Genomic DNA, 22555 nt, shown 5'->3' on the forward strand with positions numbered 1-22555 from the left:
AGCAAAGCTTGAGCGGGCCGCCGATCGCTTCGCAACGCGGCCTAAGTCCGGGTCAGGCGCGCGCGCGAGGTTCCTATCGGCTCCGGGCCGGCAGCCGGATCTCGATCCGCGCGCCGGTCTCGCCGGGCGCCGATGGCAGCACGGCGATCCTGCCGTCGTGGGCGGCGACGGCCGACTGGCAGATGGCCAGGCCCAGCCCCATGCCGCCGGGCTTGGTTGTGAAGAAGGCCTCGAAGGCGCGGTCGGCGGCGTCGGGCGGAAAGCCGGGGCCGGTGTCGGCGATCTCGATCACGGCTTCGTCCCCGTCGCGGCGCGCGCGGACATGCAGGCGGCGGCCCTCGGCGGGACAGGCGGCCATGGCCTGGACGCCGTTGAGCATCAGGTTGACCAGGGCTTGCTGCAGCACGACGCGGTCGCCCTGGACGACGGTGTCGGCCGCCTGCTGGTCGAGGACCAGCTCGACGCCGTGCTCGGCGATCTCGCGCCGGACGAAGCCGGCCGAAGCGGTCAGCAGTTCGTCCACCGGCAGGGCCGCGCGGTCGGCGGGGGTCTGGGCGATCAGGCCGCGGATGCCGCGCACCACCTCGGCGGCGTGGGCGGCGGCGTGGACCACGTCGGCCACGGCCTCCTTGGCCTCGTCGAGGTCGGGCGTCTCGCGGTCGAGCCAGCGCTGGGCCGCGCCGGCGGCGTTGGAGATGGCGGCCAGCGGCTGGTTGACCTCGTGGGCGATCGAGGCCGACAGCACGCCCAGGGTGGCCGCGCGCAGGGCGTGCTCCAGCTCGGCGCGGGCGCGGTCGAGGCGCTCCTGCATCCTTCGCTGCTCGGTCAGGTCGACGATCGAGGCCTGGACGCGGTCGAGCCCTTGCGCGTCCGGCGGGAAGTTCAGGGCGACCATCACCGGGATCATCTCGCCCGTGCGGCTGCGAACGGTGGTCTCGGTCTCGAAGCGCGGCGCGCCGGAGTCGAAGGCGATCAGGAACTGGGAGAAACTGTCGTCGGTCTCGGGCAACAGCTCGTCCAGGCGCTGGAAGAAGCCGGCCTTGTCGGCCACCCCCATCATCTTCAGAGCCGTGGCGTTGACGTCGGTGATGCCGACCTGGGCCTTGATCGCGCGGGCGACCTCGGGGTGGCGGGCCAGGTGATCGGCCAGGTCGCCGACGCCCTGGGCGCGCAGGGCGTCGAGGGCCGCCCTCACCGGACGGAAGTCGTGCTCCCAGATCGACACCGCCAGGGTGTTGAAGATGGTGCGGTAGCGCGCCTCGCTGCGCCGCAGCGCCTCGTCGGCGCGGCGCAGGTCGGAGATGTCGGTGTTGCTCTCCAGCAGGGCGTGGGCGCCGGTCTCGGCGTCGCGTTCGAGGATCCACTCGCTGAGCACGACCAGGGTCGCGCCGTCCTTGCGGCGCTGGGTCACCTCGCCCTGCCAGGCGCCGTGGCGGGCGACGTGGGCGGCGATGTCCTCGGAAGGAGCGGGCAGGGCGGTCGCCAGCAGGCGGTGGGCGTCCTGGCCGACGGCTTCCTGGCGGCTCCAGCCGTAGAGCCGCTCGGCGCCCCGGTTCCAGAAGGTGATGCGCCCCTGCGCGTCGCGGATGAAGATGGCGTCGGAGGTGACGTCGAGCAGTCGGGCCTGGGCCTGGAGGATCTCGCGGGCCGCCAGGTTGCGGTCGGTCAGGAAGGCCGCCACGCCCAGCGCCGCCAGGCTGACCATCAGGCGCAGGGTCGGCGCCAGTTCGACGTCCTCGCCATGGGCGACGGCGAAGCTGATCGTGGCCATGGCCGCGCAGGCCAGGGTGACGGTCCAGAGGCGGCGGCCGGGCAGCTCCTCGCCGACCAGCAGCAGCACCAGCACGTAGAGCACCGCCACCGCGCTTGAGAGCGGCGTGAAGGTGTCGATGACGAACACCGCCGCGGCGATCAGGCCCGCGCCGGCCAGGCGCAGGCGACGGCCCACCATCGAGGGCCGCGACGAGGGAAAGGGCGAAAAGCGCATCAGGCGATTCATAGCGCGAGCTTGGACCAGAGCGGCGCCCCCTACCAAGGTCTGGGGCGGGCCAACCAAGTCGATACGCGCGGCCAACGTCCGTTCGGTGTGTCGACCGGGCGACCCTCGCTAGGGTTGCGGTCATTCGAGGCGGCAGGAGGCCGGAGCCATGTTGCAATCCATCGACACCGGGGCGGCCGCGCCGTCCACCAACGCGCCGCAGGCGATCTGGCTGGTCGAGCAGGCCCGCGCCGCCCTCGACGCCGACCTCGGCTCGGCCCGCGAGATGCTGGACCGGCTGGCGGTGGTGCTGAACACGGCGGCCCCGCGCGAGGAGCGCAGCTTCCTGCCCGGCTCGCGGGTTCGCTCGTCGGGTCCGGCGCGCGGAGGGCTGGCCGGCTGGCAGATCCGCGCCGTGGCGGCCCACGTCGAGGCCAACATCGGCGCAAGCGTCTCGGTCGCCGTCCTGGCTGCCCGCGTGGGCCTTTCGGCCAGCTACTTCTGCCGCGCCTTCAAGGTCAGCACCGACGAGACGCCGCACGCCTACATCATGCGCCGCCGTCTGGAGCACGCCCAGACGATGATGCTGGAGACCGACGAGAGCCTGGCCCACATCGCCGCCGTCTGCGGCCTGGCCGACCAAGCCCACCTGACGCGCCTGTTCCGCCGCCACACCGGCCAGACCCCCAATGTCTGGCGCCGCGAGAAGCGTCCCTGGGGCCGAGCCCTGGTGATGGGCTCGCTGCGGCGGGCCTGAAACGCCTCGCGGCGGCGCCGACGTTCAAGCCGGCGCGCCTCGCGCCAAGAGCGTCCGCCGTTTCGGGCGCAAGGATGATCTCAACGGCGCGGCGCTGGCCCGCCTTCTCTGGAGACCAAGCATGGACATCGAAACCGCCCGCACCCGGCGCCTGGCCCCGCTGACCACGCCGACCGGCCTGGGCGAGGCCGCCGCCAAGGACATCTCGGCCGCTCTGACCGCGCTGCTGGCCGACGTGTTCGCCCTCTACATCAAGACCAAGAACTTCCACTGGCACGTCTCGGGGCCGCACTTCCGCGACTACCACCTGATGTTCGACGAGCAGGGCGACGAGCTGTACGCCATGACCGACCCGATCGCCGAGCGGGTGCGCAAGCTGGGCGGCACGACCCTGCGCTCGATCGGCCACATCGCCCGCGCCCAGCGCGTGCTCGACAACGACGCCGACTATGTCGAGCCGCACGACATGCTGGCCGAGCTGCGCGACGACAACGGCGGGCTGGCCGCGGCCATGCGCGCGACGCACGCGGCCTGCGACGAGCACGGCGACATCGCCACCGCCAGCCTGCTCGAGAACTGGATCGACGAGACCGAAAAGCGCGTCTGGTTCCTGTTCGAGGCCGGCCGTCGCGACCGGGGCTGACGCCTTTCCCCTTGGAGCCTCACCCCCTCTCCCCCCAGGCCGAGGCTCCATCAGGCCCCGCCCGCCGCGCCTCCCCCGAGCGGCCGGCGGGGCCGTCCCCTTCCGATCGAGGGCGTCCGTCGTGAGCGGCATCCAGAAACTGGCGCTGAGCGCCGCGACCGTCGTCCTGCTGGCCCTGACCGCCTTCGCCGCGGTGGCGCCGCGCGCGCTTCCCGAGCGTTCCGCCGTTTCCGTTCAAGACGTCGCCTCCGCGCGTTCCGTGAACTAGGGTTTCAGGGAACGCCAGGAGGCCCGCCGTGACCGACACCCTAGGCAACAAGCCGCTCGCCGCCGACGACCCCTACGCCCGCACCGCCCAGATCTTTCCGGTGCTGTCGCCCGAGATGGCCGAGCGCCTGTCCGGCTACGGCGTCGAGGAGGCGATCGCGCGCGGCCAGGTGCTGTTCCGGCGCGGCGACCGGCGCGCCGACTTCTTCCTGGTGCTGGACGGGCAGGTGGGCATCACCCGCACGGGCGAGGAAGGCGACGACGAGATCCTGACCATCCACCGGGCCGGCCAGTTCAGCGGCGAGCTCGACCAGATCAACGCCCGAGCCCTGCTGGTCGGCGCGCGGGCGCTGACCGACGGTCGGGTGGTGCGGGTGGCCAACCGCGACGTGCCGCGGATGATGGCGGCCGAGCCCGACATCGGCGAGATCGTCATGCGGGCCTTCATCCTGCGCCGCATGGGCTTCCTGCACCATGGCGAGGCGGGGATCGTGCTGATCGGCCGGCCCGATGATCCCGAGACCCTGCGCATCGAGCGCTTCGCCGTCCGAAACGGCTATCCGCTGCGGCTGGTCGACGTCGAGAGCGACGAGGCCGCATCCGGCTGCATGGGTCGTCACGGACTGGACGTGGCCGACCTGCCGGCGGTGGTGCTGCCCGACCGCAGCGTGCTGCTCAATCCCGACACCATGGCCCTGGCCGACCGGCTGGGGATGACCGAGCGCTTCGACCCCGAAGCGGTGTTCGACGTGGCCGTGGTCGGGGCGGGACCGGCGGGCCTGTCGGCGGCCACCTACGCGGCGTCGGAAGGCCTGGCGACGGTGATCCTCGAGGGGCTGGCTCCCGGGGGACAGGCGGGCGCCAGCTCCAAGATCGAGAACTATCTGGGCTTTCCCACCGGCATATCGGGCCAGGCCCTGGCCGGCCGCGCCCAGGTGCAGGCCCAGAAGTTCGGCGCGCGCCTGGCGGTGTCGCGGGCCGTGGTCGGCATCGAGTGCGACAAGCGCCCCTACCGCCTGAAGCTGGAGGACGGCCAGACCCTGCTGGCGCGGGCGGTGGTGATCGCCTCGGGCGCGCGCTACCGCAAGCTGGACGTCGAAGGCTACGACCGCTTCGACGGCCAGGCCATCCACTACGCGGCCACGGCGATGGAGTCCGACCTCTGCCGGGGCCAGGCGGTGGTGGTGGTCGGCGGCGGCAACTCGGCGGGCCAGGCGGCGATGTTCCTGTCGCGCACGGTCGGCCATGTGCACATGCTGGTGCGCGGCGAGGGGCTGGCGGCCACCATGTCGGACTATCTGGTCCAGCGCATCGAGGGCTCGGCCCGCATCACCCTGCACCCGTTCAGCGAGGTCACCTGCCTGACCGGCGAGCGCACCCTGCGCCAGATCGGCTGGACCGACCGGCGGACGGGCGAGAAGACGGTGGTCGACGCCGGGGCGCTGTTCGTGATGATCGGCGCCGAGCCCAACACCGACTGGCTGCGGGGCTGTATCGACCTGGACGACAGCGGCTTCGTGCTGACCGGCGAGAGCGGCCAGGTCCCCGGCGCGCGCTCGGCCTACGAGACCGAGCGGCATGGCGTCTACGCCGTGGGCGACGTGCGCGCCGGCTCGATCAAGCGCGTGGCGGCCGGGGTGGGCGAGGGCTCGGTGGTCGTCTCGGCGATCCACCGCGATCTGGAGGCGCTGCGCGGGGTCTAGAACCTCGCGATGATGGTGGCTTCCAGGCGGCGCTTGAGCGGATCGTCCTCCGACCAGCGGTCGAAGAGATTGCGCACGCCCAGCCGCAGCTCCGTCTCCGTCGCGCCGGCCGGCGCGGGGAGCTCCCAGGCCAGGGACAGGTCGACCGTGGTGCGAGCGGGCAGCGCCGTCTGGGCATTGGACTCGATGTAGCGGACCATGGCCGAGGCCGCGAAGCGCTCGGTCGACCAGCGGGCCCCGAGGGCCCCGCGCCACTTGGGGATGCCGCCGTCCGGGGTGCGTTTGTAGGCGCCGGTGTCGGGCGGGACGTAGAGGCGCAAGGTCGGCTGCCAGGTCAGTGCGGCGCTGAGGCCCAGTCGCCCGCCGGCGAGGCCCAGGTCGTGCTCGGCGACCATGTCGACGGCCCGCATCAGGCTGGCGCCGGTGTTCTCGTTGAGGTCGCGGACCTCGAGGATGCGGCCGCCCGTATAGCCCCTGGCGCGGTCGGCGTCGGTGAGCGGCGCGCGGATGACGGCGCCCGGATAGCGGTCCTCGTTGAGGATGTAGAAGTCGTAGCCGCGGTTCACCTGCACCATCAGGTCGTGGCCTTCGATGCGCGTGTAGTCGACCGACAGGCGGGTGCGCGGCAGCAGCGGCGAGGCCAGGACCAGGCCGGCCGAGAAGGTCCGGGTCTGGTCGGGTCGCAGGTCCGGCGGCCCGCCCCAGGCATAGCGGAAGCGGCCGTCGGCGTAGCCGAGCTGCTCGGAGCTTCGCTTGGGATCGATCACGCCGCTGAAGCCGGCCCCGACGGTGAGGGCCAGCAGGCGAGGCTCGGGCAGTTGCGCGCCTTGGGCGTAGGAGGCGCGCAGGATCAGGCCTTGGACGGGTTCGGCCTTGGCGCCGACCTGGTAGAGGTCGGCCGACTTCTCCAGCGGTCCGGTGAGGCCGCCCAGGAAGATGCGGATGCGGCCGACCTGGCGGCGCGCCGCGGCCTGCAGCTCCAGGCCAGGAACGCCGACCACCCCCTCCAGCGGCGCGCGCAGCTCGGCGAAGACCGACCGGGAACGGGTCGAGATGTGGTTGCTGGGGTGGTTGATGAAGTAGGGCAGCCCTTCCCACAGCTGCTGGGCCGTCAGCGACAGCGTCATGTCGCGGCCGTCGATCCGCGCGATCGGCCCCGAGGCGCGCAGCGAGATGTCCTCCATGTGCGACGACATGTAGGGCGAGTACGTCCCCCAGGGGGAGCCGTAGCGGGCGAGGTAGGCCAGGAACTTCGCCTGGCTTCCGAACGGATCGGGCGCGGGACGGCCGTTCGAGGCGATCCCGCTGGACACGGCCGTCCAGACCTCGCCGTCGAGGCCGGTCACGGCCCTGGCCTGCTTGGAGCGGGCGTGGCCGACGGCGTAGTCGATCCCGCCGCGCCAGCGCGCGGGCAGGTCGAACACCAGGCCCGCGGTGGTCCGGCGCGAGATCGTCCGCGAGATGTTGGGCCCCAGGGCGTAAGGCTGGGGCGCGACCATCTCGATCGATCCGGTTCCCGTGATCATCGTCGCGGGTCCCATGCCGGGCGTGAGGGTGGTCGAGAAGGCGCCATAGGCCGTCGGATAGGTGTCGCGGCTGGCCAGGTAGATGTAGTCCACATAGGCCTCGGCGCCGCGCCACAGTCGCTGGCGCACATTGACCAGCACCGCGTCGGTGCGGCTGTCGGTGGACAGCAGCCGGTCGCGGTGGGCCGGCGCCAGCCCCGGCGCGGACTTGCCGGCGTTCTGGATCAGCACCGTCTCGATCGGCGTCGAGCCGTCGTAGTCGGCGGGGATGTAGGTCTTCGACATCGACACGCCGCCGACCGTGAACGGGCCGTCGAGGCCGAACAGGGTGACGCCGTTGCCCGGCGGCCGGCTGTAGGCCTGGCCGGGCTGCAGCATCGAGCCGTCCAGCGGCGCGGAGACCTCGCTGCGGTCGCCATACGTCACGCCGTTGAAGCGCTTCTGGCCGTAGCGAACCATGACCGCCGTGCCGCCGTCCGCCGTGCCGTGGCCCAGACGGGCGTCGAAGCGCCCATACTCGCCGTCGCCGCCCTTGCCCGCGCCGACGGTGGCGGCGACCTCGGCTCCGCGATAGTCGCGGTCGAGCACCAGGTTGACCACGCCGTTGACCGCGCCCAGGCCGTAGAGCGCGCCGCTGCTGGCGGCCAGGGTCTCGATCCGGCCGACCGCCGCCAGCGGAATGGGGCCAAGGTCGGCCTGCGCCAGCAGCATGTAGTCGGGCATGGCCGGCATGCGGCGGCCGTCCACCAGCACCAGCGTGCGCTCCATGGCGTTCGGATCGCGGAAGGTGAACTTCGAGCGCGAGGGCGGCACGCCGCGCCCGGCGCGCGGAATGACCTGGCTGGTGTCGCCGTTGCTGGTCAGCCAGGTCTGCAGGAAGTCGTCGGCCGACAGGCTCTGGGCGGCGCGCAGCGTGCTGCGCTCGAACACGCGATAGGGCTGGATGTCGTCGGGGTCGCGGCGCTGGTCGACGTTCTGGCTGCGCACGCCCACCACCAACAGCTCGGGCAGGGCGACCGCACCGGTTTCCGCCTCGGCCGGGGCGCCGCGCTTGGCGCGCACGACATAGACGCCGGCCTCCACGGTCTCGAACTCCAGGCCGCTGCCCGCCAACAGTCGACCCAGCGCCTCGCTGGGCGTCAGGCGACCGCGCAGGGCTGGGGCGCGCCGATCGCCGACCGTCTCGGAGGAGACCAGGATGTCGACCCGCGCCTGGCGGCCCAGTTCTGCCAGGGCGCGGTTCAGCGGCTGGGCGGGCAGGGCGAGGGTGGTCATGCGCTCGGCCGCCCAGACGGGCGCGGCCAGCGCCCAGGCGCAGGCCATTGCCGTCAGTCCACGGATTACATCGCGTCGCTTTCTAGAGGCCACCCCGACCCGCCCTGATGTCTCCCGCCGGCCCTACAGGCGAGAGTCTTGAAGATCGATCGGGCAATAAATAGAACGCCGTTCTTCAAGCAATACCCGAACGGGTAGCGCTACCCTTCGACCCAGCGCTTGATCGGGCGCGGATGCGGCGTCCGGTATTCGGTGAGGTCGAACATCACCTCGTCGACATAGCACCAGCCCCAGCCCTCGGGCGGGTCGTAGCCCTCGATGATCGGATGCTGGGTGGCGGCGAAATGGGCGCTGGCGTGGCGGCTGGGCGACTGGTCGCAGCAGCCGACATGGCCGCAGGCGCGGCACAGGCGCAGGTGCACCCACCAGCCGCCGGTCTTGAGGCATTCCTCGCAGCCGTCGGCGCTGGGCGTCACGACGACAATTGTCGACAGGTGGGTGCAGCTCATCGGCGGGCTTCCTCGTGGCGTCCGGACGGTCCGGCGATCATGCCGCCAAACCGTCCGCCGCGCTTGCGCCTTGCTGCCGTCGATTGGCCGGGCGGTCTATTTCTTCGGCTTGCGGGCGGCCTGGACCTCGATCTCGACCAGCATGCCGTCGGCGACCAGGGCGGTGACCTGGCTGGTGATGCGAGAAGGCTTGTTGGGCTGCTCGGCCGTGCCGAAGAAGGTCTTGTAGCCCTCCATCATGCCGGCGAAGTCCATCTTGCCGTCCTTGGCCGGGTCGCCGACCAGCAGCACGCGCATCATCACCACGTCGGACAGGCTCGCGCCCTGGCTCTTCAGCGCGTCCTCCAGGCGCTTGATGACGCCGATGGTCTGGGTCTTGGTGTCGCCGAACTTGGCCACGCCCGAGGCGTTGGCGTCGACCATTGGCGGGGTCATGCCGCTGACGTAGATGGTGTCGTAGCCGGCCGGCACGGTGACGACGCTGGCGATGGCCGACTTGGGGTCGCCGCCGCGGACGATCTCCTGGGCGAAGGCGGGCGTGCTCGCGGCGGCGGTTGCGACGAGGGCGAGGGCGAGGCGTTTCATGGGCGTTTCTCTCCTGGGGAACTCTACTTGGACCGAAAGCGGGGCGCGGACCTAGTGGGCCTGAAGACCGCGCGCCTTGGCGCCGGCCTTGGACTGGGCGCGGGCGCTGGAGACGTCGGCGAAGCTGACCGGCTTGCCCTTGTTGCCCCAGGCGGTGCGGACATAGTTCAGAAGGCCCGTCAACTCGGCGTCGGACAGGTCGTCCTTGAAGGCGGGCATGCCCGCGCGGCCGTTGAGCACCACGCCGGCCATGGCCTTGCCGTCGCCCTGCACGAGGGGGGAGCCGGCCAGGGCCGGGAAGGCGCCCTTGACGCCCTTGCCGGTGACCTGATGGCAGGCCGAGCAGTTGTCGGCGTAGAGGGTCTGGCCGGGCGGGGCGGCGAGGGCCGGCGAAGCGGCGCCGGCGACGAGGCCGAGGGCGGCGAGCGCCGGGAAGGCGTGGCGAAGCATCGGGTCTCCGAAGGTCTGGATGAGGGGCGTCACGCGGCGCGGACGCGGGCGTGCAGCTTGGCGATCTGCTGCCAGGCGGACTCGATGGCCCCGGCCTGCCAGCCGCCGAGATAGCTGAGGTGCTCGCCGGCCAGGTAGAGGCGGCCGTCGGGCTCGCACAGCACCGGATAGGCGGTCTTGCGGCCTTCCTCGCCCCACTCGGCCCAGCCGCCCAGATTGTGCTCGGCCAGGTGCCAGCAGAACGAGAAGGCGTTCTCGTAAGCGTCGGCGTATTCGGGGAACACCTTCTGGCCGCCGGCCACGGCGAAGGCGGCGCGCTCGGCCGGGGACTTGGCGCTGATCCTCGCGGCCTCGCCGCCGAACGAGTAGTAGCCCAGCAGCACGCCCTTCTGGCTCTGCCAGCCGGTGGAAGGCAGGCTGATCGTGCCGATGCCGGGCATGTCGTTGTAGATGTGGCCGCCGTAGATGAAGTGGTCCTCTTCCCAGAAGCGGCGCTTCATCTGCAGGCCGATCTTGTTGACCGGGGCGTAGGCCACGCCTTCCATCGCCGCCTTGAACGGCTTGGAGGCCTGCAGGTCGACATTGCGCAGCACGCTGAGCGGGATGGTGCAGATGCAGTAGTCGGCGACGACCTCGGCTTTCTTTCCGGCCGCGTCGCGGTAGCCGATCTTCACGCCCTTGGCGTCCTGGCCGATGGTCTCGACCACGCAGGAATAGCTGATCTTGTCGGCCACCTTGCGCTCGAAGGCCTTGGCCAACTGGTCCATGCCGCCGATGGGCTGGAGCATGGTGCGCTGCTGCTCGTAGCCGGCGACCGAGGTCAGGGTGCGCCAGGCGCCCGAATGCAGCACGTCGGCCATGCTGCGCGGCGTCGAGGGCTTGCCGGGGCCGGGCGAGACGCCGGCGCCGGGATGGACGTCGAAGCCGCGTCCGTCCGTGCCGCTGTAAGCGAGATCCGAAGGTGAAAGGCGGCCCTCGTTGACCATGTAGGCGACGAAGAGGTCGCGGTCCTGGGCCGTGAAGGCGCCGTCCAGCCCGCCCTTGGCGGCGACCTTGGCCATCAGTTCGGCGGCGTGGCCGCGGGCGTCGGCGGCGATCTCGCCCTTGCGCACCGGCTTGCCCTTCAGCGGGCCCTCGCCCTTCTCGAAATAGACATAGGCCGCGTCGTTGTCGTTGACGAAGCTCTCCAGCGGCACGCCCAGCAGCTTGGTGTAGTGCAGGGTCGAGCGGTGGTGATACGGGATCCGCCACGGGCCGTGGTTGATGTAGAGCCCCTCGTCGAACTGGCAGGTCTGGTCGTTGCCCAGCAGGTCGACGTGGCGGAAACCCTTGCGGGCGGTCTGGCAGCGGCCGCCGGCGAAGTCGCGGGCCTCCAGCACCTGCACATCGTAGCCGTGCTTGGTCAGTTCGTAGGCGGCGGTCAGGCCCGCCAGGCCCGCGCCCAGCACCACCACCTTGATGCCCTTGCCGCCGCCTTCCAGCGGCGGCGGGGCGGCCTGGGCCGACGCGAAGCCGTAGCCCAGGGCGTCCATGCCGGCCATGGCCAGGGACACCCCGCCATAGGCCGCCAGGCCCTCGAAAAAACGCCGGCGCGTCAGAACCGCGCCAGATGCCGATGTCGCTCGACCGTCCATACGCCACCCCGTGTTGTCCGCCTGCCGGATGTTCCGGCGGCGGGTCCATCTCGAAATCCCCGTCTTGGCGGGGCAATCCCTTTAAGCCGGGCAGGGCGGCCGGTTCGTCGCGGAACGGCGTTGTGCCGCCTGCTTGGGCGCCCTGATCGCGGCTTGAGCGAAGTCGGGGCGCGGCGATGGCCGCGCCCCCTGTCGGCGGGACCTAGAAGGTGTAGGTCAGGCGGCCGTAGTAGTAGCCGCCGTTGATCCCGAACGGCGAGAACGCCGGGTACTGGGTGACGCAGCCGCCGCCGGAGGCGACGCAGGCCGACTGGAACGCCGCCGAGAACTTGTCCGGATACTCGTTGAACAGGTTGTTGGCGCCGATCGCGGCGACGACGCCGACCGGGAACTTGTAGGAGATCTCCAGGTCGGTGAGGGCGGTGGCGCTGACCACGGTGTCGAGCAGCGGGCCAGTGCCCGGGTCGGACAGGGCCGAGGCCTTGCCGTAGAAGGTCTCGGTCAGGCTGACCGTGACCGGGCCGAAGCTGTAGAGGCCGTTGAGGCCGATCTTGTACTTGGGCGCGGCGCTTTCCAGCAGCGAGGCGGCGTTGCCGGCGAACAAGACCTGGCCGCTGGGGAAGGCCGTGCTGGTCACGCCCAGCGCGGCCGGCGCCGATTTGACCTTGGTGATCTTGGTCTTGTTGTAGTTGCCGCTCAGGGTCCAGTCGATGCGACCCCAGTCGCCCAGGTCGGTGGGGTAGGACACCACGACGTCGACGCCCGTGGTGCGGGTGTCCAGGCCGTTGGAGAAGATGTTGATGCCGGTGCTGGTGACGGTGCTGTCGAGCACGTTGCCGTTGGCGGCGATGGCGGCGTTGACGTTCGGATTGACGATCACGCCGTTGCGCATGCCGTAGACCGAGCTGGAGCCGAAGATCCGGTCTTCCAGCTTGATGCGATAGGCGTCGATCGTGGCCGTCAGCTTGGGCAGCGGGTGGGCCACGACGCCGAAGCTGTAGTTGGTCGACTTCTCGGGCTTCAGCTTCTCGATGCCCAGCAGGGCGGCGGCGGCCGAGTTGGGGGCCAGCTGCACGAAGGCCGAGGTCGGCGAGACGTTGGTGGCCGAATAGAACGACTCCGCCAGGGTCGGGGCGCGGAAGCCGGTGCTGACCGTGCCGCGGATGGCGAACATGTCGTTGAAGTCGTAGCGGCTGGTCAGCTTGCCGACCGTGGTGTCGCCGAAGTCGCTGAAGTCCTCGTAGCGCAGGGCTGCGTCGACCTTCCACGGGGCGACCGGCGAGACGGCGAGATCGGTGTAGAGCGCCCAGCTGGTGCGGCTGTGGCCGCCGGCGTCGGTCTTGGAGAAGCCCGGATAGGACTGCGAGCCTTCCTTGTAGGTCGAGGCCGCGTAGCCCGCGCCGATGGCGTAGGTGTCACGGCGCTGTTCGACGCCCAGGGCCACGTCGAGCGGCGTGGCCAGGCCCACGTCGAACCCACGGGAAAGGTCGAGGTTGTTGGTCCACTGGGTGGTCTGCCAGCTGCCGGCATGGAACGAGGTGGGGGTGAAGCCCCTGGCCGTGAGGGTCGAGGTGTCGGTGTAGAGGCTGGCGTTGGCCGAGTCCTCGACGCGGACCTCGATGTCGTCCTTGCCGTAGGTGGCGCTGAGGTCGAGGTTCCAGCCGGCGACGACGCCGGACAGGCCCAGCGTCATGGCGTAGTCGTCCTCGACGATCCGTTCACGGGGGCTGAAGCCGTTGGGGAACGGCCGGTCGGCCGCGCCCATCTTGCCCTGGATGCGATTGTAGCGGCGGTAGTTCTCGTAGGCCGAGGCGTCCTTGTGGCCGTAGGTGCCGAACGAATAGACCTCGAAGTCGCCGGGCAGCTCGACGCCGGCGTTGAAGGCCAGGACGTGCATCCGGTACTCGGCGTCGCCCGAGATCAGGTTCAGGTTGGGATAGCCCGGTATCTGGCTCTCGATGGCGTTGTTGGCGGCCGAGTAGCTGGGGCTGGCGGGGTTGTAGACCCGCTGGTCGGGCAGGCCGCGGTTGGAGAAGCCGTGGTATTTGCTCTCGACCGTGAAGTTCAGATAGCTGTTCTCGGTGGGGGCCGTGCCCAGGTTGGCCGAGAACGAGGCGGTCTTGCCGCCGCCGTCGAAATACTCGCCGCCGGTGACCGACACCGCGCCGCCCGACTCCGACTTCTTGAGGATGATGTTGACGACGCCGGCGATGGCGTCGGTGCCGTACTGGGCCGCCGCGCCGTCGGTCAGCACCTCGATGCGGCCGATCGAGGCCATCGGGATGAAGCCCAGGTCGGCGGCGGCCGCGCCCTGGTAGGGCCCTGACAGGACGGCGAAGTTGCCGGTGGTGTGGCGGCGCTTGCCGTTGATCAGCACCAGGGCCTGGTTCGGCGACAGGCCGCGCAGGCGCGCCGACAGGGTCAGGTTGGCGGTGTCGCCGCCGAAGGCCTGGGCGTTGAACGACGGCACCAGGTTGGCCAGACCCAGGCGCAGGTCGACCTGGCCGGTGCGCTCCAGCGTGGCGGTGTCGACCACCTGCACGGGCGCCGGGCTGTCGGCGACCCGCAGGCCGGTCTGGCGCGTGCCGGTGACGATGACGGTGTCGAGTTCGACGGAAGGATCCGGCGCGGGCTCGGCCGCGTGCGCGATGGTCGAAGTACCGATGGCGATCGACAGAGTCGAAATGCTGGCGGTCAAGATATTTTTGAGATTATTGTTCACTGGTGCCCCTCTCCGCATAGTCAATGCATGACTGATGGCTCCTTCGTGGGGTCCGCCCTAATCGTGTTCTTATGATTGGAACGCGAATACTAGACTGAACAGCGGTTTTGGCCGCGGTTCAGCGTTGATCAGGCGGCGGGGTTCGGCAATGGGGCAGGCGGCCGGGAACGGCTTTGCAGGCCTTCTTCGTATACGCACGCCGCATTTCAGGGCGCCGGCCAAAGGTTTCCGGAACGTGCTGATCATCACGTCGGCAACTGAGATAACGCCGTTTGATCGTGCGCGCACGGCGACGCCGACAGCCGGTTCCGGCATCGGCGCCCAGGCAGCGTCCTAGCGGTGAAAGCGCGCCGCCAGGCCGCAAGTCGCGGAATCCGGCTCGAGCGGCGCGCGGGGAAAATTGCCGTTCCAACCCATTTTTTGACGGCCGGGCGGCAAACTTGGTCGCAAGTGCTTCAGAAAATCTCGAATTCAATTCCCACTGAATCAATGGGAATTGACCGGCGCCGGCAATGATCCGGCACGACCTGTTCGTTTCGTCAGCATCGGGACGACGCGCCGGCATTTCCTAAAATGTGGATTGCGGGCGCGCTCGTGCGGCGAGGAGCGTCGGGTCGCAGTTCTGGAGGGGATACCATGAACACTCGCCTACGCGTCGCCCTGCTGGCGACCACGACTCTCTGCGCCGCCGTCCTGGCCGCGCACGCCAACGCCCAGGAGGGCGAGGCCGCGACCGTCGAGGAGATCACCGTCGTCGGCTCGCAGATCAAGGGCGCCAAGGTCACCGCCGCCCTGCCGGTGACGGTGGTCGGCGAGGAGCAGATCCAGGCCACCGCCGCCGTTTCGGGCGACGACCTGTTCCGCGCCATTCCGCAGATGGGCGACGTCAACTTCAACTCGCAGTACCTGCCCGGCACCAGCAACAGCGCACGCGGCGACGTGGGTTCGGTCAACCTGCGCAACCTGGGCATCGGCAACACCCTGGTGCTGCTGAACGGCCGGCGGGTGGTGACCCACCCGACCAGCCAGGCCAACGACAACCTGGTGCCGGTGCTGACCTACAACTCCAACGCCATCCCGGTGACGGGCCTGCGCCGGCTGGAGGTGCTGCGCGACGGCGCGGCGGCCATCTACGGCGCCGACGCAGTGGCGGGCGTGGTCAACACCGTGCTGCGCGACGACCTGGAAGGCTTGAGCGTCTCGGCCCAGTACGGTTTCGCCGAGGGCACGAACCTCAAGGAGTACAATTTCAACGCCTATGGCGGCCACAACTTCGCCGAGGGCCGTGGCAATATCAGCGCCTTCTTCTCCTACGACGCGCGCACGCACCTGCGCTCCTACGAGCAGGCGTTCACCGCCTCGGCCGACCGCCGCTCGTTGTTCGCCGACACCCGCTTCGCCGGCGCGGCCAGCCTGGACGGCCGCAGCACGACCACGCCCTGGGCCTATCTGCAGACGCCGTCGAGCTTCGGCACGGTGCGCCAGGGGACCACGGCCCTGACCAGCAGCGCCGGCTATTTCCACATCCAGCCGACCACCTTCTCGGGCTGCCAGCTGAACATCGGCAACGGGCTGTGCATCGACGACGGCGCCCTGGCGACCTCGGGCGTCGACCGCGACCTGCGCTTCGACGCCGCCTCGCTGGGCACGACGGTCGTCCCGTCGGTCAAGCGGGCCAACCTGTTCGCCACCGGCAAGTACGAGATCAACGACAGCGTCACCGCCTTCGGCGAGCTGGGCATCTACCACGCCAAGACCAACGCCGGTCAGGCGCCGATCCAAACCCTGTCGTCGGGCGTGATCACCATCCCGGCCAGCAACTACTGGAACCCGTTCGGCCCGACCGTCTTCGCCAACGGCTCGGTCAATCCCAACCGCCTGCCCAACCTGAACGTCCCAGCCTCGGGCCTGGCGGTCACGCTGCGCGGCTACACCTTCGCCGACCTCGGCCTCACCCAGGTGGATGTCACCAACAAGCAGTACCGCGTGCTGGGCGGCCTGCGCGGCGAGAAGTTTGGCTTCGACTGGGAGTCGGCGTTCGTCTACTCCGAGGCCACCGCCGAGGACGTGGCCGACAACATCTCGACCACCAAGCTCTATGCGCAGCTGGCCCTGTCGACCCCCGACGCCTACAACGTCTTCAACGGCTCGGACCTCACCTACACCAGCGGCGCCGACAGCACCCGCAACAGCCAGGCGGCCATCGACGCCATCCGCGTCAAGACCATCCGCCGCACCAAGAGCACGCTGGCGCTGTGGGACTTCAAGGTCTCGCGGCCCGACCTGCTGACCCTGCCGGGCGGCGACCTGGGCATCGCCTCGGGCGTCGAGTTCCGGCGCGAGACCCAGCTGGACGACCGTGACGGCCGCATCGACGGCACGACCACCTTCACCGACCCGACCAGCGGCGCGGTGCTGAGCGACCTGATCAACTCCAGCATCAACCCCGACACCAAGGGCCACCGCACGGTGGGTTCGGCCTATCTGGAACTGGCCGTGCCGCTGGTTTCGCCGGAGATGTCGATCCCGCTGGTCCACCGCCTGGAGGGCCAACTGGCCGGCCGCTACGAGCGCTACAGCGACTTCGGCAACACCGCTAAGCCCAAGGTCGCCCTGGCCTGGGACGTGATCGACGGCGTGCGCTTCCGCGGTTCGTGGGCCCAAGGCTTCCGCGCCCCGAACCTGGAGCAGATCAACGCCTCGATCATCTCGCGCTCGAACACCCGCACCGACTACGCCTTCTGCGAGGCCGACCTGCGGGCGGGCCGGATCAACGCCTTCTCGTCGTGCTCGCGCTCGCAGCTGACGACGGCGCGGCGGGCGGGCAATCCCGACCTGGAGCCCGAAGAGTCCGAGACCCTGTCGTACGGCGTGGTGTTCGAGCCGAAGTTCGTGCCCGAGGCCCTGGGCCGCTTCACCTTCACCGCCGACTACTGGAAGGTGAAGCAGACGGGCCTGATCGGCGTGTTCGGCGAAGGCAACGCCCTGATCCTCGACTATCTGCTGCGCCAGCAGGGCTCGAGCAATCCGAACGTGGTGCGGGCCGCGCCGACCGCCGACGACGTCGCCGCCTTCGCCGGCACGGGTCTCACCGCCGCCGGCCAGGTGCTGTACGTGAACGACAAGTACACCAACCTCCAGCCGCAGGTGGTTGAGGGGCTGGACTTCGGCTTCCTGTGGAAGCTGGGCACCCAGCGGTTCGGCGACTTCGACCTGAACGTCAACGTCGCCCACCTGCTGAAGTACTACCAGTCGCCGTCGCCGGGCATCGCCGAACTGCTGAAGGCGCGCTCGGACGGGGTGATCAACGCCGGCACCACCATCAGCGGCGGCGGCGACCTGCTGCGCCAGAACGGCAAGCCGGAATGGAAGTGGTCGGCGGCCCTGACCTGGCGCTACGACCGCTTCACGGTCGGCGGCTTCACCCAGTACATCGGCGACTACGACGACACCGCGCTGATCGACAGTTCGGGCCAGCCCTGGGTGGTCGACTCGACCCTGACCGGCAACCTCTACGGCGAGGTCGACGTCGCCGAGATCGGAACCAAGCTGCGGCTGGGCGTGCGCAACATCACCGACGAGCAGCCGCCGCTGAGCACGGCCGGCTTCGACGGCGCGGTCTACACGCCGTACGGCCGCTACTGGTACTTCAACGTCAAGAAGCGGTTCTAGGCCGCGCCGCCCGGGCCGCCGACGCGGCCCGGGCCCTCATCCTCATTCGAGATCAGTAGGGGAAAATCCCATGACATCGCGTTCCGCCCGCATCCTGCTCGGCGGCCTCTGCGCCGCCGCCCTGTCGACCTCGATCGCGGTCGCCCAGACCCGGCCGCTGGCGGTGGTGAACGCCGAGATCTTCGACGCAACCGGCTCCACGCCCTATCGCGGCACGCTGGTGGCCAAGGACGGGCGGATCCTCGAGGTCGGCCCGAAAGTGAAGGCGCCGAAGGGAGCCACGATCGTCGACGCCAAGGGCGCGGCGCTGATCCCGGGCCTGTTCGACGTGCACACCCACTGGACCCCGGCCGGCGCCCCGGCGATCGTTCCGAAGATCGCCGACGCCTACCTGGCCTCGGGCGTGACGACGGTGAACGACTTCCACCAGCAGCCGGAAAGCTTCGCGCCCCGCCGCGCGTGGCTGGGAACCCTGACCGCGCCGCACGTCAACTTCGTCGCCCGGATGAGCACGCCCGGCGGCCACGGCGCCGACTGGGCCGACCAGGCCACCACCCGCTGGGTCGACACGCCCGAGAGCGCGCGCCTAGCCGTCGAGGAGATCGCCGCCTACAAGCCCGACGCCATCAAGGCCTTCACCGACGGCTGGCGTTATGGCTCGGCGCCCGACAACACCAGCATGGACGCCTGGACGCTGAAGGCGCTGACCGAGGCGGCCCACAAGCACAATCTGAAGGTGCTGACCCACACCGTCACCGTCGAACGCGGCAAGGTGGCGGCCGCCAGCGGCGTCGACGTCATCGCCCACAGCCTGCAGGACGAACCGCTGGACGCCGAGGCCGTCGCGGCGATCAAGGCCTCGGGTCTGTTCTACGCCCCGACCCTGGCGGTCTACGAGCCGGTCAAGCCGGGCGCCAGGCCGCCGGCCGATCCCGACAGCCCGCGCAACGTGCAGGCGCGCCGCAAGTTCGGCTACGCCCTGACCAATGCGAAGGTGCTGTTCGACGCCGGCGTGCCGGTGGCGCTGGGCACCGACGCGGGCATGCCCGGCACGCCGCATGGGCCCTCGACCCTGCGCGAGCTGGAGCTGCTGGTGCAGGCCGGCCTGACCCCCGCCCAGGCGCTGGTCGCGGGCACCGCCACGAGCGCCCGGGCCATGAACCTGCTGGCCGACCGCGGCACGCTGGAGGTCGGCAAGCGGGCCGACTTCGTCCTGGTTTCGGGCAAGCCGTGGGAGACGATCTCGGACGTGCGCAGGACCGAGCGGGTGTTCCTCGACGGCCAGGCGGTGTTCGGTCCCGGCGCCGTGCGCGCCCCGGCCAACGACAAGCCGACCCCGCCGGCGGTGAAGGCCGTGGCGCTGATCGACGACTTCGAACGCGCCGACGGCCGCACCAGCCTGGACACCTTGCGGCTGGACGATTTCGACGGCGGCCGCGACCGCAGCCTGGAGGTCTCGCAGGTCATCGAGCGCGAGGGCGGCGGCAAGGTGCTGAGCGTCGGCGCGCGCATGGCGACCAAGGACGACGCCTCGGCCGGTGTGCTGCTGCCGCTGACCCGGGGCTCGGTGGTTCCGGCCGACGCCACCGCGTTCAAGGGTCTGAGGTTCGCCGTGCGCGGCGACGGCGGCCCCTATGTGGTGACCCTGGTCGGCGCCGCCGGCCGCTGGACGACCAAGGTCGAGGCCGGGCCGCAATGGAAGACCGTGGAACTGCCGTTCACCGCGTTCAAGCCGGTGGCGGCGCGCGGCGAGGCGCCGGCCTTCACCGGAACCGACCTGCTGCAGGTCGGCGTCGAGGGCGAACGCGCCGCCGGGACCAAGCTTTGGTTCGAGCTCGACGACGTGGCGTTCTACTGAGGGGAAGAGGGCGTGTTGTCGCCGGACGGTCATGGACGGTGGCTAGAGGGGCGGTTTCCCGTTTCGCCAGCCCTGGTCCCGATCCGATGAAGACGCGCCTTTCGCTCCTGCTCGCCGCGGGCCTGCTGGCCTTGGCCCTGCCGGCGGCCGCCGCGCCGCCGGTTCCGCCGCTGAGCCAGAACGGCGGGAACTGGGCCTCGGGCCACGTGCAGGGCGTCGCCGTCGATACCAAGGGCGGCTATGTCTATTACTCGTTCACCAACCTGCTGGCGAAGTACGACTTCGACGGCAAGCTGGTGGGAACGCTGGTCGGCTGGACCGGCCACCTGGGCGACCTCGATTTCAACGCCGAGGACGGCAAGCTCTACGGCTCGCTGGAATACAAGAAGGACCAGGCCTTCTACATCGCCGTGATCGACGTCGCCCGACTGGACCGCGTGGGCGTCGAGGCGGGCGCGAGCGACCCTGCCCGAGGTGACCAGGGATTACGCCGCCGACCTGAACGGCGACGGCAGGTTCGACGGCGACACGGCCAGGACGCCCGACCATCGCTACGGCTGTTCGGGCATCGACGGGGTGAGCTTCGGGCCGGCCTTCGGGCGCGCCGATGGTCCGCGCTACCTGACCGTCGCCTACGGGATCTATGGCGACGAGGGCCGCGCCGACAACGACCACCAGGTGCTGCTGCAGTACGACGTCGCCGACTGGGCGAAGCTGGCCCGGCCGCTGTCGGAGGCCGCACCGCACCACGAGGGCCCGCCCGCGCCGCGCGACAAGGTGTTCGTGCGCACCGGCAACACCCGCTTCGGCGTGCAGACCCTGGCCTATGACGACACGCTGAAGCGCTGGTTCATGGGCGTCTACCAGGGCGGCAAGCCGGCGTTTCCGAACTACTTGCTGTTCGCGTTCGACGCGCAGGCCGCGCCCGTGACCGGCGACCTGGTCGGCGTGCCGGGGCCAGGCGGCAAAGGCTGGGAGCAGGGCAGGGTGCTGCCGCTGGCCAAGGACGGCCTGAGCGACGCGGCCAGCGGCGTGCGCGGCTGGAACCAGAAGGCCGACGTCGGCTTCCAGCCGATCGGCGGCGGGCTGGTCTACGTGGCGGCCAACGCCAAGGTCGACGGCAAGCAGACGGCCGACCTGACCCTGATGCGCTGGACGGGCGAGGCGGAGCGTCCGCTGGCGGCGGCGACAGCGGCCGACCTGCACTCGCTCTCCGCGCGCGCCCGGAACTGACTGTCACAATCGGCGGCTAGGCAGGGCGCCGACTCGATGCGGGGAATTGTCCGGTCCCGGACCGCCCCAGCCAGGGAACAGGGATGACCGGCGCCGACAGGGAAAGACAGCGATGGTTCGTGCGCAACGTGCTGCCGCACGAACCGGCCCTGCGCGGCTGGCTGTCGCGCAGCACGCCTGTCGGCGTCGATCCCGAGGACGTCATCCAGGAGGCCTACACCATCCTGGCCGAGCTGGAGACGGTGGAGACCATTCGCTACCCCCGGGCCTATCTGTTCCAGGTGGCGCGCTCGGTGATCATGCGGCACGTGCGGCGGGCCAGGATCGTGTCGATCCACGCGGTGGGCGACCTGGAGCGGATGGACCTTCCCGACGACGCCGCCTCGCCCGAGCAGCACGCCCTGGACCGCGACGAACTGCGGCAGCTGGCCCGGGCGATCGCGGCCATGCCGGCCAAGGTGCGGGAAGCCTTCGTGCTGCGGCGTGTGGACGGGCTTTCCCAGCGCGAGATCGCCGCCCGGATGCGCATTTCGGAGAATACGGTCGAGACGCATATTTCGCGCGGCGTTTCGTTCTTGATTGATTGGTTCGGCCGTAGCGGAAACAAGCGGTCCCAAACCTCTAGTACAGTGGATGCGGAGATCGCCTCGCCAGATGGCCGAACGAGACACCAGTCGAGACATTGACGAAGCGGCGTCCAACTGGACGGCGCGGCTGGATCGTGGGCCGCTGACTCCGGAGGAAGAACGGGCTTTCCAGAGCTGGCTGAAGGGGGATCCCCGCAGCCGGGGCGCGCTGCTGCGCGCCCAGTCGCTGTTCATGATGAGCGAGTCCGCCCAGGCCCTGGGCGCGCACTACGACCCGGCGGACTTCGCCGAGCCGGCGGCGCCGAAGCCGCGTGGGCTGTCGCGGCGCGGGGCCCTGCTGTGGGCCGGCGGCGCGGGAGCGGCCGCCTCCGTTGCGGCCCTGGCCGTGGGCGTGCCGGCGGCTGGCGCGGTGACCAGCACCCGGCGCGGCGAGATCCGGCTGACCCCCTTGAAGGACGGCTCGACGGTGCTGCTCAACACCGACAGCCGCATCCGCGTCCGCTACAGTCGGGGCGAGCGGTTCGTGGCCCTGCTGAAGGGCGAGGCCTATTTCTCGGTGGCGCGCGATACGCGGCCCTTCGTGGTCGAGGTCGACGGCCGCCGGCTGAGCACGACCCAGGCGGGCTTCCGGGTGCGCAAGCTGGCCGCCGATCCCGTCGATCTCTTGGTGCAGCAGGGGCGGGTGGACGTGACCATTCCCCGTCTGGCCGCGCCGGCGACCAGCCTGGCCCTGGACGGCAACACCCGGCTGGTGATGGCCGATCTGGTCCCGCGCCCGCAGCCGATCACCCCGGCGGTGGTCACGCGCGAGCTGGCCTGGCGCGAGGGCAAGCTGGCCTTCGAGGGCGAGAGCCTGAAGGAGGCCGCCCGCGCCTTCGCCCGCTACAGCGACACCCGCATCGAGATCGTCGACCCGACCCTGGCGCGCGAGCCGGTGGCGGGCCTGTTCGCAGCCAACGACCCCGTCGGCTTCAGCCGCGCCATCGCCCGGGTGTTCGACGCCCGGCTGGACCAGAAGGGCGACCTGGTCGTCCTGAGCCGTCCCTCGACCCCGGCGCCGGCCTCGAACTGAGAAATTTTTGTGACCGGTCACGGAAGCCGCCGGTCCGGCGGCTCTCAACCCGCGACGTCGCGATCTGGGCGACGATTGGGGGCT

The 22555-nt window shown here is 70.4% G+C and carries 16 protein-coding genes; 9 read left to right on the forward strand and 7 right to left on the reverse strand.

What is annotated here, in order from left to right; translation table 11 throughout:
* Window positions 1-73: 73 nt before the first annotated feature.
* Window positions 74-1987 carry a PAS domain-containing sensor histidine kinase gene (locus C1707_RS11245; protein WP_164467329.1) on the reverse strand — a complete coding sequence of 638 codons (1914 nt, stop codon included), beginning with the start codon at window positions 1985-1987 and terminating at the stop codon, window positions 74-76.
* 160 nt (window positions 1988-2147) lie between these two features.
* Here C1707_RS11245 and C1707_RS11250 point away from each other — a divergent pair, with 160 nt between their 5' ends.
* From C1707_RS11250 to C1707_RS11260, 4 genes are all read left to right on the forward strand, one after another.
* Entirely contained in the window at window positions 2148-2735 is a 588-nt protein-coding gene (locus C1707_RS11250; RefSeq protein WP_101711457.1) for a helix-turn-helix domain-containing protein, read from the forward strand.
* 121 nt (window positions 2736-2856) lie between these two features.
* Window positions 2857-3378, forward strand: coding sequence for a Dps family protein (locus C1707_RS11255; RefSeq protein WP_101711456.1), 522 nt, complete (start codon window positions 2857-2859; stop codon window positions 3376-3378).
* 121 nt (window positions 3379-3499) lie between these two features.
* Window positions 3500-3646 carry a hypothetical protein gene (locus C1707_RS26115; protein ID WP_164467330.1) on the forward strand — a complete coding sequence of 49 codons (147 nt, stop codon included), beginning with the start codon at window positions 3500-3502 and terminating at the stop codon, window positions 3644-3646.
* 28 nt (window positions 3647-3674) lie between these two features.
* Window positions 3675-5348 (forward strand): FAD-dependent oxidoreductase, encoded by a 1674-nt coding sequence (locus tag C1707_RS11260; protein ID WP_205686835.1) that lies wholly within the window; start codon window positions 3675-3677, stop codon window positions 5346-5348.
* Here the strand turns inward: C1707_RS11260 and C1707_RS11265 are convergent.
* From C1707_RS11265 to C1707_RS11290, 6 genes are all read right to left on the reverse strand, one after another.
* Window positions 5345-8197 carry a TonB-dependent receptor gene (locus C1707_RS11265; RefSeq protein ID WP_101711455.1) on the reverse strand — a complete coding sequence of 951 codons (2853 nt, stop codon included), beginning with the start codon at window positions 8195-8197 and terminating at the stop codon, window positions 5345-5347. The genes C1707_RS11260 and C1707_RS11265 overlap by 4 nt on opposite strands.
* Window positions 8198-8349: 152 nt before the next feature.
* Window positions 8350-8658 carry a UBP-type zinc finger domain-containing protein gene (locus tag C1707_RS11270; RefSeq protein WP_101711454.1) on the reverse strand — a complete coding sequence of 103 codons (309 nt, stop codon included), beginning with the start codon at window positions 8656-8658 and terminating at the stop codon, window positions 8350-8352.
* A gap of 96 nt (window positions 8659-8754) precedes the next feature.
* Window positions 8755-9243, reverse strand: coding sequence for a RidA family protein (locus tag C1707_RS11275; protein ID WP_101711453.1), 489 nt, complete (start codon window positions 9241-9243; stop codon window positions 8755-8757).
* Window positions 9244-9294: 51 nt separating this feature from the next.
* Window positions 9295-9693 carry a c-type cytochrome gene (locus tag C1707_RS11280; RefSeq protein ID WP_101711452.1) on the reverse strand — a complete coding sequence of 133 codons (399 nt, stop codon included), beginning with the start codon at window positions 9691-9693 and terminating at the stop codon, window positions 9295-9297.
* 29 nt (window positions 9694-9722) lie between these two features.
* Entirely contained in the window at window positions 9723-11327 is a 1605-nt protein-coding gene (locus tag C1707_RS11285; RefSeq protein WP_101711451.1) for an NAD(P)/FAD-dependent oxidoreductase, read from the reverse strand.
* A gap of 202 nt (window positions 11328-11529) precedes the next feature.
* Window positions 11530-14025, reverse strand: coding sequence for a TonB-dependent receptor plug domain-containing protein (locus C1707_RS11290; RefSeq protein ID WP_240633913.1), 2496 nt, complete (start codon window positions 14023-14025; stop codon window positions 11530-11532).
* Window positions 14026-14685: 660 nt separating this feature from the next.
* Between C1707_RS11290 and C1707_RS11295 the strand changes: the two genes are divergently transcribed.
* From C1707_RS11295 to C1707_RS11315, 5 genes are all read left to right on the forward strand, one after another.
* The gene (locus tag C1707_RS11295; protein WP_101711449.1) at window positions 14686-17721 is read left to right on the forward strand and encodes a TonB-dependent receptor domain-containing protein; all 3036 of its coding nucleotides are present in this window, start codon (window positions 14686-14688) and stop codon (window positions 17719-17721) included.
* 70 nt (window positions 17722-17791) lie between these two features.
* Window positions 17792-19579: an amidohydrolase family protein gene (locus C1707_RS11300; protein ID WP_101711448.1), complete on the forward strand. Its 1788-nt coding sequence runs from the start codon at window positions 17792-17794 to the stop codon at window positions 19577-19579.
* Between the two features lie 474 nt (window positions 19580-20053).
* Window positions 20054-20812, forward strand: coding sequence for a hypothetical protein (locus C1707_RS11305; RefSeq protein WP_205686836.1), 759 nt, complete (start codon window positions 20054-20056; stop codon window positions 20810-20812).
* Window positions 20813-20895: 83 nt separating this feature from the next.
* Window positions 20896-21498 carry an RNA polymerase sigma factor gene (locus C1707_RS11310; protein ID WP_101711447.1) on the forward strand — a complete coding sequence of 201 codons (603 nt, stop codon included), beginning with the start codon at window positions 20896-20898 and terminating at the stop codon, window positions 21496-21498.
* On the forward strand, window positions 21467-22471 hold the full coding sequence (locus tag C1707_RS11315; protein ID WP_101711446.1) for a FecR family protein: 1005 nt from the start codon (window positions 21467-21469) through the stop codon (window positions 22469-22471). The genes C1707_RS11310 and C1707_RS11315 overlap by 32 nt, the downstream gene beginning before the upstream one ends.
* Window positions 22472-22555 lie beyond the last annotated feature (84 nt).

The organism is Caulobacter flavus, assembly GCF_003722335.1.
Lineage (GTDB): Bacteria > Pseudomonadota > Alphaproteobacteria > Caulobacterales > Caulobacteraceae > Caulobacter > Caulobacter flavus.